This is a genomic window from Campylobacter concisus (genome assembly GCF_015230015.1).
Lineage (GTDB): Bacteria > Campylobacterota > Campylobacteria > Campylobacterales > Campylobacteraceae > Campylobacter_A > Campylobacter_A concisus_AF.
This window is the reverse complement of record NZ_JAAKZC010000003.1, coordinates 93,558-108,233: the sequence shown is the minus strand read 5'-3', so window position 1 is coordinate 108,233 and position 14,676 is coordinate 93,558. Positions and strand designations below refer to the sequence as shown.

The following is a 14,676-nucleotide window of genomic DNA, read 5'->3' as shown; positions in this document are numbered from 1 at the left end:
CTAGACACACAAAGTCTAACGTGATGTTAAAATTTAAACGTTTTGGCGAAGAATTTTTTGTTTAGGCGAGGCGAAATTTTGTTTTTAAGTGAGGGCTAGACACATGGTCTGCCGAGCTTGAAAACAAAATTTCAACGAAGTATAAGCGAAAAAGTCAAAGCCAAATTTGAAAGGATAAGATGAGAGTATTAACCGGCCTCCAACCCTCCGGCAAACTACACCTTGGCAACTATTTTGCCTCGATAAAGCAGATGGTTGATATGCAAGAGCAAAATGAGATGTTTATGTTTATAGCAAACTACCATGCGATGACCAGCCTTAGCGACGGCAAAGCGCTAAAGCAAAACACTTTTGACGCTGCGTGTGCCTTTTTGGCGCTTGGGATCGACCCAAACAAGAGCATTTTCTGGGTGCAAAGTGACGTTAAAGACGTGCTTGAGCTTTACTGGGTACTAAGCCAGCATACGCCTATGGGCCTACTTGAGCGCGCGCACAGCTACAAAGACAAGGTCGCAAAGGGCCTTAGCTCGCACCACGGACTCTTTAGCTATCCGGTTTTAATGGCGGCTGATATCTTGCTTTATAACGCGCAGGTCGTGCCTGTGGGCAAAGACCAGATCCAGCATGTAGAGATTGCGCGTGATATTGCGATCAAATTTAACAACGAACATGGCGAGATTTTCACTCTGCCTGAGGCAAAGATCGATGAAAACGTCGCTACCGTGCCTGGCACAAACGGCGAAAAGATGAGCAAAAGCTACGGCAATACGATCGATATCTTCGCAGACGCCAAGACGCTTAAAAAGCAAATTTCTAGCATCGTGACTGATGGCACGCCGCTTGAAGAGCCAAAGCAGTGGCAAAACTGCAACGTCTATAATATCGCTAAACTTTTCTTGGACGAGAGCGGACAGCGCGACTTGCAGGCTAGATATGAGCGCGGTGGTGAGGGACATGGGCACTTTAAAGCCTATCTAAATGAGCTTGTTTGGGACTATTTTAAAGATGCAAGAGAGAAATTTGAGCACTATCAAAACAATCCTGACGAGGTGGCTAAAATTTTAGATCTAGGCGCTCAAAAAGCTCAAAATGTGGCTCACACAACGATAAAAAAAGTGCGTGAAGCGGTTGGAATTTACAGATAAGGAAAAATATGCAAAATTTATACCCCTACGCGCAGATAATTCACCTTTTTTGTGCGATCATTTTTGTTGGTTATCTATTTTTTGATGTGATCATCTTAAGAGCGGCGAGCAAAAAGCTACCACCAGAGCTTGCGCAAAAGGCAAAGCAAGCCATCGGCTCAGTAGCTGTTAAGATCATGCCTATTTGCGTGCTACTTTTAGTTTTAACTGGTGGCATGATGATGAGTAACTGGGTCGGCAGCAATGCTGGAGGCTACTTTGAGACAAATTTACAAGTCGCTTTTATGATCAAATTTTGCTTAGCGATGGTGATCGTAGCTGCGGTGATAGTAAATTTAAGCTGCAAATTTATATTTAAACGCCCTAGCCCACTTGGCAACATCCACCCTATCGCGCTTACGCTTGCGGTGCTAATCGTCCTACTTGCAAAAGTTATGTTTATGGTTTAAGGAGAGGATAATGATAAATTTAAAACTACTTGAGACAAACTACGATGAATTCGTAAAAAAACTAGAGGGCAAAAACGTTAAAGCCAGCTTGCTAGACGAGCTTTTGCACACTTTTAACGAGCTAAAGCAAAAGCGCAAAGCGCTTGAAAATTTCCAAGCGATCCAAAACGCAAAGAGCAAAGAGCTTGGTGTAAAAGCAAGAGCTGGCGAGGACGTAAGTGAGCTAAAAAATGAGCTAAATTTAAACAAAGCTGCCCTTGCTGACGCTGACGAGATCGTTAAACAATATGAAGAAAAGCTTGAGCAAATTTCATTTAGCGTGCCAAATATCACTGACGATGACGTGCCATTTGGCAAGGACGAGGACGATAATGTCTGCATAAAAACGGTACTTGAGCCAACTAAATTTGACTTTAAGCCAAAGGAGCACTGGGAGCTAGGCGAGAGCCTTGGCTGGCTTGACTTTGAAAGAGGCGCAAAGCTCTCAGGATCTCGCTTTACCGTGCTTCGCGGCATGGGAGCAAGGCTTAGTAGAGCGCTTGTTAATTACATGATCGACTTTAACAGCGCGCGCGGCTTTGAGCTTGTAAATGTCCCCTATCTAGTAAGCTCAAACACGCTTTTTGGTACTGGTCAGCTGCCTAAATTTGAAGAGGATCTTTATAAGGTGCGCGACGAAGACCTCTATCTCATCCCAACAAGCGAAGTGCCTGTGACAAATTTATACAACGACACCATTATTGAAGCCGAGCAGTTACCTATAAAGATGACTTGCTACTCAGCATGCTTCCGCCAAGAGGCAGGCTCAGCAGGACGTGACACGAGAGGCATGATCCGTCAGCACCAGTTTGAAAAGGTCGAGCTTGTAAGCATCACAACGCCCGATCAAAGCGAGGGCGTGCTTGCTGAAATGGTAGCGTGCGCGAGCGACCTACTAACTAGCCTTGGGCTGCCTCACCGCCACATGCTACTTTGCAGCGGCGATCTAGGCTTTAGCGCCGCAAAGACGATAGACCTTGAGGTTTGGCTACCAGGTCAGGGCAAATACCGCGAGATCAGCTCTATCTCTAATACTCGTGATTTTCAAGCAAGACGCGCAAAAATTCGCTTTAAAGATGGCAAGAAAAATATGCTTGTAAATACCCTAAATGGCTCGAGCTTGGCTGTGGGTAGGACGCTAATAGCGATAATGGAAAACTACCAAAAAGCTGACGGCACTATCGAAATTCCAGAAGTTCTTAAAAGGTATATGTAGTGGCTGATGACGAGGTTGTAGTTCTAAAACCACCTGGCGAGCAAGCAGAGCAAGCGCCTGAGGAGGCAAAAACCGAGGCGCCTGAAGAGATCGTCTCACTTGATAGCATCGCAAATGACGGCGTGCTGCAAGATGAGAGTATCCCAGAGCCAATACCAGTAAAAAAGAGCAAGAAAAAGCTCTTTATTATCATCGGTGCGGCTGCTTTGGTGCTTGTCATCTTGATCGCTGTTTTGCTAATTGTTTTGCTAAAAAAAGATAAAAAAGAGGAGATAGACACTACTGCTATCGTAAAAAATATAGAAAACAACTACCAAACGCAAAATTTTGGCGCTTCAAAGATCGATGAGATGATAAACAAGGCAAACCAGCTTTATGAGCGTGGCAATAAATTTGAAGCGTTAAAAATTTATGAAAACATAGCTGTTTATAACCAGTCACTTTCAAACTACAATCTTGGCGTTTCGCAGATGAAACAAGAAAAATGCGACGAGGCGATCATCTCGTTTAACAAGGCGATAACTGATCGTGAAAATACCGCAGTTAGCGCCATAAACGCCGCTGTTTGCTCGCTTGAGCTAAATAACACTAAAAATTTCAACTACTACATAGGGCTTGCAGACTCCTTTTTGCAGTATGAAAACAGCTCGCCGCTTTATAGCTACTACTATGCGCTGGTTAATTATTACAAGGGTAATTACTACGAGGCGTTGCAAGCTCTCTCTCACCCTAGCACAGATGACTATAAGGGCGAGTATGCCTACTTGAGCGCCAAAATTTTATCGCTTCTTGGAGATGACGAGAGAGCCATAGCTAAGCTTGAAGGGCAAAAGGCGTTTAAGGCTGACTTTACGCTAGCGCAGCTTTACGCAAGGCTTGGCAAATACGACAAGGCAAGGGACTATCTAACAAAGGCGTCTAAAAATACGCCAAATATCGACCTTATCAAGATGACTGAGGCGTTAATCGATCTAAAGACTGCCGACTACGGAGACGCAGCGGCATTTATCAAAGATGTTTATGACTACAACGCCTCGATGCCAAGCAAAATTTACAAGATAAAGACCATACTAAAGCCAGATCTCTTTGACGTCAGCCTAGCTCAGGCGCACTTTAGTGACGATATGTTTTTTGATAGAACAAGGCGCTATGAGACGCTATTTTACTTCGCGCCGTATAAGGTTTTTGACGCGAAACAGAGCATCGAGCAGATAAGAAAAGGCGGAGTTAGCGTCTTTTTAGATGATACCTCAGCGGCAAATGACTACCTTAGCCAAAGCGCCGCCGCCTCAAAGGTCAATGCAAAACTTAGTGAAGCCATCGCAAAGGCACTTAACTACCGATTAAAAGAGGCAAACAAGGACTTTGAAGAGCTTGCCAAGGCCTATCCAAACCACTCGATCTTGCAGTATAACCTGGCTCTAAGCTACGCTCAGCTTGGGAATTTTAGCCTTGCAGCAAAGCACTTTATAGCAAGCTATCATCAAGATGTAAATAACCATCTTTCAGGCATCTTTGGCGCGATCTGTATGGATATAAATAGAAATTTAAATCCAAAACTAGTTGAGGAGATCGGCGAAAATTTAGAAAACGACAAAAGCCTAAAGCCTGTAAATTTATATGCCTCGCTTTTAAGCCTAGTTAGTGGCAACCAAAGTGCGATGATAAGGTGGCTTGAAGAGCCAAAAGAGCCTACGACGCTAAATTTAGCCTTTGATATCATCACCGCTAAAATTTCAAACAACGATGAGCTAATGTCAAAAAAAGCTGATGAGCTCATGAAAATCTTGCCAAACGACATCATCGCAAATATATTAAATTTCATCTCTAAAAACAAAGATCAAAACATCAAAGAGTACGCAAAAGCGATACAAATTTACTTTAACGATAAAAATCTCGACTCAAATGCCTTTTATCACGGCGCTGATATCATTAAAAAGCAATACATCAAGCTACTTCAGATCTCAGGCTTGCTAACAAGGGAGCGCGATAAGCTAAGAGCCGAGCTAAAGAGTGCGCCAAAAAATATAAATTTGATCCAAACTCTAGCCTACGTGGATATCTTTACAAACGACTTTGACGAGAGCTATAAGCTTTATAACGAAGTCATAGACGAGTTTAAGATGAATGACGCTGGAACGCTATTTTTAGCCTCTGTGGCTGCGACTGGAGCGAACAAAATAGCAAATGCGATCGCACTTTTGGAGCTTACAAAGCTAAATGACCCAAGTGCGGTTGAAAACAGAGCCGCCCTTGGCTTTATGTATCAGCAAATCGATAACATAAAAGCAGCTCTTATACAATATAGCAAAGTAGGAAACGTAGGATATAACAACGAATTTTATGATTTTATGATAGATAACTAAAGAAATTTAAAGCTAGGAGCTTAAATTTAGCCTCTAGCTTTAGATAAAAACGGCTCTAAAATTTAAATATTAGCAACCTCAAGCCTTATCTGATCTGAGACTTCACTAAATTTATAAAGCAAATCACCGCATTTATACTCTATGCATTTTTCATTGATCTCATCTTTTTTATCCTTTTTAGACAAAATTTTCTTCACAACGCCAGGAAGCTCTCTTTGCAAAAGCAGTTTATAAGACATCCCCATGCCGTGAGTTAGAGACTTTATAAATTTGCCATCAACCTCACTCTCATCTTTTATCATATGAAGCGTCGCGTCAAATTTAAGCTTTTTAAGAGTCTCGTAAAGCTCAGTCTTATCCTTTGCGGGAGCTACATCTTTGTCATAAATGCAGTGATAGCTAACATAAACTGGTTTTTTATAGCTGCTTTGAACATTTAAATGATCTAAATTTAGGATGTTTCTTATCTCTTCTCTTGCGTCACTAAAATAATATGGTGATTTATCATTAAGAGTCCAATAGGTTTTATCGAAGAAGTAAAGATTTAAATTTTTATATAAATTTCCAGTGCCACAACCAAAAAACCTAGTAAAATCAATCTCCTTGCCAAAACCAATAAGTTTCCATAAAAATATAGCGTAAGAGCTATTATCTATCACTCCATCAACTAGCCATGGAGCGATCTTAGCGCACATATGTGCCAGATATCCACCATGTGAGCTTCCTACCATTATCACTGGCAGATGTTCAAATTTGGCACTATTTATATATTTTTTTGTATAAAGAACGGCATTTAGCACATCCATTGCCTGCATAACGCCAAAATTTTGATATTCGTTTTTTGTCGGCAGCATAGTCATACTGATATCTAAACTAAAATCGTCTGGCAAGACCCCGCTCTCTTTTCTAATAGCGATCTCCTCGTTAAGACTTTTAAGTAAAACGCGGGTTTTATCATAGTTATCAACTATTTTTAAATCAATAGGTAAAGTTATACCAATCTTTGCCAATTCTCTTATTAGTATCGCACTGTCTATATCATCAAGTCCAAATTTTGCCCCAAGCTGTGGGCGGTTGCCTATACAGTGATAATCCACACTAATACAAGCCACATCATACGCTTCTGTCATTGTCTTCATAAGATGAGTTCTATAGCTAGAGCCAGAGTCTTCTCCAAAACCAGAAATGATGACTAGAAGTGCTTTTGCCTCCTTGACATCGTCATAACAGGTATAAAAAGACAAAGCAGAGCTTCTTTTTATGCCAAGCTCCACATCATCACAAGATAAAATTTCGTAGCTTCCATCAACTAGCATCTTAACTCCTTTTAAATTTTGCTAAATTCCTCTACCTTTGTGAGACGTTATAAAAAAAGCTAACGATCTGTTTTGCTAGGCGCTCTTTGAAAAATGGCCAGATATAGCTTGGCGAATAGACATTGCCAGCTTGCATAAGCGAGATATTTGTCGCTTTCTCGCCACCATCTTTTGGGCGCACTAGCACGCTTACTTGCATGTAGTAAGCATAGCTATTTGTGCTAAAGTCGTCATCATAATCATCATAACCAAATGGGAAAAACATCGAGTAGCCAAAGCCAAAACTTGGTCTGCCAAAGCCATATCCCATGCCCATTGAAAATCTAGGATCTCTTTTGGTTGTCCTAGAAAAGCTTTGCACGTCGCCAAGGATGATGAAGTCAGCATTTTTGATATTTGGCTCATTTCTAAAGCCAGCCTTTGCAAATTCGCTTAAAATTTCAGCATTTACATCTTGTCCAGTCGCGCTATTTTTAAAATTTACATAGACGCTTTTGTTTGCTTCACCAAGCGTAAAAAAGATCGGATCGCTCGTTTTTACCGAGATATTTGGCGTGCTACTAGCACATCCGACAAAAAATAACGCTAGGACAAATAAAAATAAATTTCTCATCTTTCACTCCTATAAGAGCGATCTTATAGCACCTTCAAGCACACTTTTTGGTGTAAGACCGATAAATTTTGATCGCATCTTACCATCTTTATCAAAAAAATAGATAACTGGCACGCCCATAACGCCACCAACTGCCTTGCTGAAATAATCCACCGAGACCTTGTCGCTTGTAGTTTTAAAGGTGATGTTGTGTTCTTTTAAAAGCTCTATATCCTTATCAAAGCCCTTGCTAGGTCCTAAAATGCCAATAAACTGAACCTCTTTGCCATACTCTTTTTCAAGTGCGTTTAGATCAGGGATCGCAGCCTTGCACACTCCGCAGTCCGTGCCAAAGAAAAAGAGCATATATGGCTTGTCACCTATCTTTAGGCGCTTTTCGGTCGGGAAGAACTGCGTGTCGATGCCACTTGAGTCATTTAGCGTGATGTGGTGCTTCTCATACTGCTTGACGCAGCCCAAAACTAGGGCTGAGACTAGACATAAAAGTAAAATTTTATATCGCATTTGGCACCTTTGGATTTTCTATAGTGCGGATATTCTCTAGCTTGCCATGTCTTAGATAGACGATCTTATCGCCATACTCGCCTAGATCTGGATTGTGAGTGACTAGAAGTATCGTTTTGCCCTCTTTTCTTAGCTTGCAAAAAAGATCAAGTATGATCCTCTCATTTGCCTCATCAAGGTTACCAGTTGGCTCATCTGCTATTAAAATTTCAGGGTCATTTATGAGCGAGCGCGCGATACAAAGGCGTTGCTGCTCGCCGCCACTTAGTTGGCTTGGTCTGTGTGTGAGTCTGTGAGACAGTCCAACTGCCTCAAGTGCCTTTTTAGCATCCTCTTCATCAACTGAACTATGATAATACTGCGCTATCATCACGTTTTCAAGCGCGCTAAGATATGGCACTAGGTGAAACTGCTGAAAGACAAGTCCGATCTTTTCACGTCTAAATTTAAGCGTATCATCGGCATTTAGATTGCTCGCATCATCGCCGCCAAGCATATATACGCCGCTACTTGGAGTATCCATTAGAGAAAGGATATTTACAAGCGTACTCTTACCACTACCACTTGGCCCCATGACGCTGACCCACTCGCCCTTTTTAACCTCAAAACTTATATCATCAAGTGCTTTTACATCGCCAAAAATTTTACAAATATTTTTAAGTTCTAGTGCATTTTGCATATCATTCTCCTCTTAGTGTATCTGCCATTTTGTTATTAAGTGCCCGCTTAATCGGGTAAAACGCTGCGATCGCTGCAAAAAGAAGTGATATGACCACAGCTACTGGGATGCTTAGAATTCTAAAATCAATACTAGAATCAAATATCGCATAACCTAAAATTTGAGCTAGTAGATAACCTAAAAACGCTCCAACTAACGCTGAAATAAGCGCTGTCACAAATGTCTCAAAGCCAAATAACCTCAATACATCTTTTTTGCTTGCACCTATAGCTCTAAGAAGTGCAATCTCACGTGATCGAGAGAGCAAGATAGCACTAAGCGTTGTATTTACGCACATTGAAGTAATGAGTAAGATGACAAGGCTCACAAGAGCCATTAGAAGTTTGATCTTCTCTAAGATGTAGCCCTCAGACTTTGAAACCTTTGCCACTGGTTTTGCGACTATTTCGTCGTTGCTTATAGTCTTTGCAAGCGATGTTATCTCGTCAAAATTTCCAAGCACAACAGCTTCAGCATAGTTTATCTTGCCAGCTTTGTTTGAAATTTTCTGAGCCAAAGATAGCGACGTGATCAAAAGGGCGTCTTCTTTGTCGCCACTTGCCACTACGCCTTTTATCTTTACATTTATGCTCTCATTTGAGCCAATGGCGCGAATTTCTATATCATCGCCTGCTTTAAAGCCAGCTTGACGAGCAAGATCGACGCCTATTAGCACGTTTTTATCGTCAAAATCGACATTTATCATAGTTCCATCTCTAACATCTAAAAATGGCTTAACTTTTTTTAGATTGCTAAATTTTGTCCCCATGACGATGGCATTAGTTGGACCGATATTTGCCTGAGCAAAGAGATAACCGCTCTCGCCAAGAAGCTTGTCTTTTGGCACTTTAGCGATCATTTCATTATAAGTTTTTTCACTCATATCATCACTTGTCGCCATATCTTTTGGAGCAAAGATCATGTTCGCTCCATAAGTTTTTAGCTCGCGTGAGACCTTTGAGTCGATGTCAAGATAGACATTGACAAATGCCGCACACACGCATGCTCCAAGCAAGATCGAGATGACGATGACCATAACCCTTGATGAGCCATTTTTTAGGCTTTTGTAGATTAGATTGTAAAAGAATTTGCTATTTGCGGTCATATAGCACCTCCGCAGGTAGTAAATTTATGACGTTTCTCATTGGCATTAGCGAGCCAACAACTGAGATGAGCAAGGCAAATGCCACGCTAATTGGCAGCACGATCCATGCTATGCCTATGCCGTGAGAGAAGATGATGTAAGACATCACGTAGCTTAGCGCGTATCCTAAAAACGCCCCCGTAATGCCTGCGAAAAAGGCAACCACAAGGCTCTCGCTAGCAAAAAGGGCGTAAATTTCAAAGTTACTTGCGCCTATGGCTTTTAAAAGGCCGATCTCCTTTTTGCGGCGGTAAATTTCACTTGTCATTAGCGACGTTATGCCGATGGCTGAGACCACAAGAGCGATGATACTAACGATGCCCATTAGGCTTTGAATTTTCTTTACGATATTACTCTCAGCATCACTTACTTGAAGGCTTGCTTTTGCGCTAACGTTTGGTAAATTTTCTTCTATCTGAAATGCGATCGATCCCGCATAAGCTGAGCAGTACCATTTATCGTACTCTGCGCTATCAAGATTGTCTAAATTTCTTCTTGCTTTTAGTGATAGGTCGTTTTCTGGGATCGTCATGGCTGAGACCTCAGCTTTTGTGTATGAGCCAGCGTGTCCTGAGAGATCGCCAGCAAGTTTGAGCGAGCCTATTAGCTTATGTGCCTCATCGCTTGCCCCTTTTAAGATGCCAACCACGCTAACCTCTTTTGTGCCGTTTTTGCCCACAAGGCTAAGCTTGTCGCCAACTTTTAAATTTTTAGCCTTTGCAAGCTCATCTCCTACTAAAATTTCATCCATGCTCTCATCTTTTGGCCAAGCGCCCTCAACACCCCAAAATCCATACAAGCTCTTAACACCTGTGCTAAATTCTGGCTCATCTTTTAGTCCGATATTTTTATCAAAATATGTCCCCTCAAAGCTAAACTCATCGCCCTTAGCGTCTTTCACCTTTGTCTCTAAAAACGGAGCAAAAGCAACGATATTATTTCTCCAAAAGATCTCTTTTATCTTGTAGATATCAGCCTCTGGGAGTAAATTTTGTGATTTTAGTGGGGTGAAATTTTTACCCTCGATCTCGATGCTTAGGCTCTCACCGCGTGGCAAAACGACGATATTTGAGCCATATCCTCTAAGCTCGCTTGCCACTTGATCGCCGATTTTTAGCGTGATATTTAGCATGCAAGCTATCAAAAGAGCAGCTAGCAAGATGGTGATAAACGCCATCGTCTTTTGCACCTTTGAGCCAGTGATCGAGCTTTTTATCATTCTTAGTTGCATATTTTTCATTTTAACGTTCCATTTGTTTCTACATATTTTTCTGGATTTGCTTCAAATTTCGCCTGAGTTTCGTTGCTCTCAAAGAAATATGTGCGTCCGTAGTATAAATATGATCTTGAATCAAGATTGCTCACCTTTTTGTGGCTTACAGGATCAAGCACCATCTTTTCGACAACCTTACTAAAGTAGTTTGCCCCTGCGACGATCGTTTTATAATCAACTATGATATTTTTACCATCAAAGGTAAATGCCATAGGGATCGGGTTACAACCACCCTCTTTACCAACTGACGGCAAGAAAATTCTAACATTACAAGAGATACAAATAAGATCATTTCCTCTTTTTATGTAGCCCATATCGCCGCATATCATACATGAGTCAAAGACGATGACAGGAGATGGGCGGTCGCTAAAGCGGTTTAGCAAGAAAAATCTTATCTGCTTGCCCTCATCTGTGATGTAGGCAAATCTGTGAAGTTCATTATCTTTTAACATATCAACATCAAATATAAATTTATCTCCCACTGGCTCAACCAATATTGGCTCTGAAATTTGAGGTGGGCGAGATGCGTAAAGATCATAATAAAGTGAAAAGCCAAGCGCTATTAAAACGCTGCAAAATGCAAATTTTGCATTGTCAAAGACATTTTCTCTAATGGCTTTTGTAAAGCGGTATTTGATAGAGCCAAATGCGTTTTTATCGATACTTTTTGGCATAAAGCAAAGTGCTATTATGCATAAAAGTAGGATCACTACTATGTAAAAATAGGCACTAAATTCTGTGACATAGATGCCTTTTGCGCTGATAGATAAAATTTGAGAATTTAGCTCGCTACTTATCTTTAAAGCGCCTGCACGTAAAAGCTCGAGTGCAGTTTGCGAGCTTCTATCAACTAGTAAAAATATTAATGTGATAAGAGCTAAAATTTTAGCTACTAATGATGGGATACTAGCTTTTAAATTTGAAATAAAGAAAAATAAAAATAGTATCAAGATCATCGCAAAGATCATCAAAAAGAAGCTAATGACCGAAAGCGTGTCAAGCAGCTCGCCACCAAAAAGTGGGAACAAGGCGCTACTTGAGCTATAACCAAAACCAAAGCCGATGCCTAAAATAAAAAATGTTACGATTTTTGCTATCTTAAGCTCGAAAAATATCCATAAAATGCTAATTAGTAGAAAAACCAGTGTCACTGAATCGATGAAAATTTTAAACTGGTCATCAACAAGCGCATGACGAGCAGCTTTAAAGATAAGCACACCGGCAACAACGCCAAGAAATGATGGTAAAAAGATCGTTTTTAAACTTTTGCCATTGTTATTTAAGGCAGCAAAAAGCGTAAATCCAAGGAGGGCTAAAAAGACCTGATAGAAGTAAATTGACATAACTAAACCCTATGAGAATTTTTAAAAAGGGGCGAAAACGCCCCAAAGTGATTATTTAACAGGACCACCTGTCCATTGAAATTTATAAGTTGTTGTGAAAGGCTCAAACCATTTACCAACACCAGTCTCTTTGTCAGCGTGGCGACCAAAGCCTTGTTTTTCTGGATTGTCGATGTGGAATTTAAGCTCATAGTTACCAACACCTGTATCCATTTTTACGTTAGCACCGTAGTGTGGGCCATCGCTTGCAACCATAGGCATAAATGTACCTTTTTTAGTTTTACCATTATCAAGGTTTTTTAGCTCATAGTTGATCTTTAGATATGGGATCCACTCGCCTTCGCCAAAGCCGTTTTTGTTGCCTTTTATAGCGTGGATGTCAGCTTCTAAGTGAAGATCAGCCAAGCTTGGAGCTAGATCAACGCCTTTTGGCTCCATGTCGATTGGCTCAAGATAAACTGCAGCTATCTCCATGCCATTAGCCTCTACAGGCTCGCCGATTGGGTGCTCTCCAGCAAGTGCAAAACCAGCTGCTAAGCTAAGTGCTAGAGCTGAACTAAGAATTTTATTCATATCCTCTCCTTTATATAAGATTAGTTTTTATTTTGTTTTGATTTCATGATAACGATGCCTATAATTAGGGCAAGCACCATAATGATCTGAGGCACTAAGCTCTCGTAATATGGCATAAGTCCTAGCCAGTCTCTCATCCAGTCAGGAAAATTTAGTCCTTTTATGATAGTTGGGATGAAAATTTTGCCCTCAACTAGCTCGCCAACGCCCTTGCCAACAAAGACGATCGACATATAAAAGATGATCGCTGATGTAAATATAAAAAATGGCTTAATAGGAATTTTAACAGCGAAAATTTTAAATAAGAAATAGACTATTAAAAGAACTATAAGACCTACGACAAAGCCAGCTGCGATCATTGAGTAGCCAGCAGAGTCTTTTGCGTCAAAGATAAGTGCTTGATAAAATAGCACTGTCTCAGCGCCCTCTCTAAATACCGCTAAAAATACAGTCCACCAAAGCGCTGTGCTTGAGCCACTTGAGATAGACTCAGATACGTGTGATTTGATGTAGTCGTTCCATTTTTTAGCGCCAGCATTTGAAAGAAGCCAGAAGCCAACGTAAAATAGAAGTCCCACTGCAACAAGCATCGTGATGCCTTCCATAAGCTCTCTTTTTTGACCTGCTGCCTCACCAAAGATGATGTTCATTATCCAAGCCATAACAAAGCTTAAGATGACAGCCACGCCAACTGAGCTATATACGACTTTGCCCATAGATTTTGCATTGCCAGTTTTTACAAGATATGCAACAACGGCTGCAACGATGATAAGAGCTTCAAAGCCCTCTCTTAAGATGATAGTTAGCGCCCAGATAAATAGTGTCCAAGGTGAGCTTGAACCGCTAGTTTTCTCAAGTGCCGCTGCTAGCTGAGATGACATCTTGCTAGCGCTTTCTTCAAGCGTTTTTTCGTCTGCGCCTGATTTCATAAGGGCTACAAGGTTACCAAATGTAGCTTCGATAGCTGTTTTTAAATTTACATCTATCGCACCTACTTTGTTCTCCATGCCGCTACCTTCAAACTCATCAAAGTAGATATCTTGGATATCGCCCATAGCTTTAGCGCTATTGCCGCCTTTGTAAAGCGCGATGGCTGCTTGAATTTTGTCATTTATGTTTTTAACAGTTTGAGTGTAGTCTGTGCCACTATCTTCGCTGCTATCGCTAGATGCTGCACTACTCATATCAACTTTTGCTAGTTTTACTGTTTCAGCTGGAAGTTTAGCGATAGCGTCATACGCTAGCTTTTTGATCTCTTCTAGTTTTGTTTTAAAATCATCTTTTGTTATGCCATTTGTGATGCCGCTTATTGCTTCGCCCATCTTTCTTTGGATGTCAGCATCTATGCTTTTACCATTTTCTATATATTGGCGAACGGCGATTTCAAGTTGGGTGTTTCTATAATCATTAAATTTAGCATCTTGGATAGAATTTTTAGCATCATCTTGTTTGTCACCCTCGTAGCTTGCTATAGCTTTATCAAGAGTTGCTGATAAATTTTCAAATGCCACCTTCCACTCAGGGATAAATTTAGAAGTATCATAGCCACTTGCAGCAGCTTGTGCTGGGCTGTCTGAGTACTCACCAACAAGCTTATGTCCATTTAAAATAACTGGCAGAACTTCAGCGATTTCGCTATTTATCTGATCTATTCTTTTTTGCACGTCATCTGGTGCTTCGCCAGCTTTTATCGCCTTTCTGATCTCGCCAAACTGCTTCTCCATTGAGTAAGCTTTTTTCTGACCTAAATTTATTCTGATGCCAGCTTCGACATCTTCAAACAGACCAAAATAAGCATTTTGAGTATCGCTAACTGCTTGCTCGACGTTGCCAGCTCTATACTCTGTTATTACTTTTTGTAATGACTCTTTTATCTGAGCTGCGACTTGTGTGTAGTCGTCATTTTTTGCCACAAGCCAGATAGGCAGTAGCATGATAAGCATAAATTTAAAAAATTTATTCATTAATTAAACCACC

At 40.9% G+C, this 14,676-nt stretch carries 13 protein-coding genes; 4 read left to right on the top strand and 9 right to left on the bottom strand.

Annotated elements, in window-relative coordinates:
• Positions 1 to 179 precede the first annotated feature (179 nt).
• From trpS to G6W42_RS02715, 4 genes are read left to right on the top strand one after another with little or no spacing between them, the layout of a single operon-like run.
• Entirely contained in the window at positions 180 to 1,145 is a 966-nt protein-coding gene (trpS, locus tag G6W42_RS02730; RefSeq protein ID WP_194172853.1) for a tryptophan--tRNA ligase, read from the top strand.
• Between the two features lie 8 nt (positions 1,146 to 1,153).
• The gene (locus G6W42_RS02725) at positions 1,154 to 1,594 is read left to right on the top strand and encodes a copper resistance protein CopD (RefSeq protein ID WP_194172852.1); all 441 of its coding nucleotides are present in this window, start codon (positions 1,154 to 1,156) and stop codon (positions 1,592 to 1,594) included.
• Positions 1,595 to 1,604: 10 nt separating this feature from the next.
• Positions 1,605 to 2,849, top strand: coding sequence for a serine--tRNA ligase (serS, locus tag G6W42_RS02720; RefSeq protein ID WP_194172851.1), 1,245 nt, complete (start codon positions 1,605 to 1,607; stop codon positions 2,847 to 2,849).
• Positions 2,849 to 5,215 carry a tetratricopeptide repeat protein gene (locus G6W42_RS02715; protein ID WP_194172850.1) on the top strand — a complete coding sequence of 789 codons (2,367 nt, stop codon included), beginning with the start codon at positions 2,849 to 2,851 and terminating at the stop codon, positions 5,213 to 5,215. Before serS ends, G6W42_RS02715 begins: the two co-directional genes overlap by 1 nt.
• 62 nt (positions 5,216 to 5,277) lie before the next feature.
• Here the strand turns inward: G6W42_RS02715 and G6W42_RS02710 are convergent, their stop codons facing one another.
• The 9 genes from G6W42_RS02710 to G6W42_RS02670 are packed head-to-tail and all read right to left on the bottom strand — an operon-like array spanning position 5,278 to position 14,663.
• The gene (locus G6W42_RS02710) at positions 5,278 to 6,531 is read right to left on the bottom strand and encodes a DUF2920 family protein (protein WP_194172849.1); all 1,254 of its coding nucleotides are present in this window, start codon (positions 6,529 to 6,531) and stop codon (positions 5,278 to 5,280) included.
• A 31-nt stretch (positions 6,532 to 6,562) separates the two neighbouring features.
• Positions 6,563 to 7,144, bottom strand: a complete 582-nt coding sequence (locus G6W42_RS02705; RefSeq protein ID WP_103558944.1) for a hypothetical protein — start codon at positions 7,142 to 7,144, stop codon at positions 6,563 to 6,565.
• A 9-nt stretch (positions 7,145 to 7,153) separates the two neighbouring features.
• Entirely contained in the window at positions 7,154 to 7,648 is a 495-nt protein-coding gene (locus G6W42_RS02700; protein WP_021084538.1) for a TlpA family protein disulfide reductase, read from the bottom strand.
• Positions 7,638 to 8,327 carry an ABC transporter ATP-binding protein gene (locus G6W42_RS02695; RefSeq protein ID WP_009294897.1) on the bottom strand — a complete coding sequence of 230 codons (690 nt, stop codon included), beginning with the start codon at positions 8,325 to 8,327 and terminating at the stop codon, positions 7,638 to 7,640. Before G6W42_RS02695 ends, G6W42_RS02700 begins: the two co-directional genes overlap by 11 nt.
• A 1-nt stretch (position 8,328) precedes the next feature.
• Complete coding sequence (locus tag G6W42_RS02690; protein ID WP_103598595.1) at positions 8,329 to 9,471, bottom strand: ABC transporter permease; 1,143 nt, start codon at positions 9,469 to 9,471, stop codon at positions 8,329 to 8,331.
• Positions 9,458 to 10,750: an ABC transporter permease gene (locus tag G6W42_RS02685; RefSeq protein ID WP_009294899.1), complete on the bottom strand. Its 1,293-nt coding sequence runs from the start codon at positions 10,748 to 10,750 to the stop codon at positions 9,458 to 9,460. The genes G6W42_RS02690 and G6W42_RS02685 overlap by 14 nt, the downstream gene beginning before the upstream one ends.
• Positions 10,747 to 12,126, bottom strand: a complete 1,380-nt coding sequence (locus G6W42_RS02680; protein ID WP_194172848.1) for a Fe-S-containing protein — start codon at positions 12,124 to 12,126, stop codon at positions 10,747 to 10,749. Before G6W42_RS02680 ends, G6W42_RS02685 begins: the two co-directional genes overlap by 4 nt.
• 51 nt (positions 12,127 to 12,177) lie before the next feature.
• Positions 12,178 to 12,699 (bottom strand): iron transporter, encoded by a 522-nt coding sequence (locus G6W42_RS02675; RefSeq protein WP_004317727.1) that lies wholly within the window; start codon positions 12,697 to 12,699, stop codon positions 12,178 to 12,180.
• Positions 12,700 to 12,719: 20 nt separating this feature from the next.
• The gene (locus G6W42_RS02670) at positions 12,720 to 14,663 is read right to left on the bottom strand and encodes an FTR1 family iron permease (RefSeq protein WP_194172847.1); all 1,944 of its coding nucleotides are present in this window, start codon (positions 14,661 to 14,663) and stop codon (positions 12,720 to 12,722) included.
• Positions 14,664 to 14,676 lie beyond the last annotated feature (13 nt).

What these genes read in the sequence shown, in the direction of transcription:
- trpS (WP_194172853.1), top strand. Translation starts at nt 180, where the DNA reads ATGAGAGTATTAACCGGCCTCCAACCCTCCGGCAAACTACACCTTGGC.
- G6W42_RS02725 (WP_194172852.1), top strand. Translation starts at nt 1,154, where the DNA reads ATGCAAAATTTATACCCCTACGCGCAGATAATTCACCTTTTTTGTGCG.
- serS (WP_194172851.1), top strand. Translation starts at nt 1,605, where the DNA reads ATGATAAATTTAAAACTACTTGAGACAAACTACGATGAATTCGTAAAA.
- G6W42_RS02710 (WP_194172849.1), bottom strand. Translation starts at nt 6,531, where the DNA reads ATGCTAGTTGATGGAAGCTACGAAATTTTATCTTGTGATGATGTGGAG.
- G6W42_RS02705 (WP_103558944.1), bottom strand. Translation starts at nt 7,144, where the DNA reads ATGAGAAATTTATTTTTATTTGTCCTAGCGTTATTTTTTGTCGGATGT.
- G6W42_RS02700 (WP_021084538.1), bottom strand. Translation starts at nt 7,648, where the DNA reads ATGCGATATAAAATTTTACTTTTATGTCTAGTCTCAGCCCTAGTTTTG.
- G6W42_RS02695 (WP_009294897.1), bottom strand. Translation starts at nt 8,327, where the DNA reads ATGCAAAATGCACTAGAACTTAAAAATATTTGTAAAATTTTTGGCGAT.
- G6W42_RS02690 (WP_103598595.1), bottom strand. Translation starts at nt 9,471, where the DNA reads ATGACCGCAAATAGCAAATTCTTTTACAATCTAATCTACAAAAGCCTA.
- G6W42_RS02685 (WP_009294899.1), bottom strand. Translation starts at nt 10,750, where the DNA reads ATGAAAAATATGCAACTAAGAATGATAAAAAGCTCGATCACTGGCTCA.
- G6W42_RS02680 (WP_194172848.1), bottom strand. Translation starts at nt 12,126, where the DNA reads ATGTCAATTTACTTCTATCAGGTCTTTTTAGCCCTCCTTGGATTTACG.
- G6W42_RS02675 (WP_004317727.1), bottom strand. Translation starts at nt 12,699, where the DNA reads ATGAATAAAATTCTTAGTTCAGCTCTAGCACTTAGCTTAGCAGCTGGT.
- G6W42_RS02670 (WP_194172847.1), bottom strand. Translation starts at nt 14,663, where the DNA reads ATGAATAAATTTTTTAAATTTATGCTTATCATGCTACTGCCTATCTGG.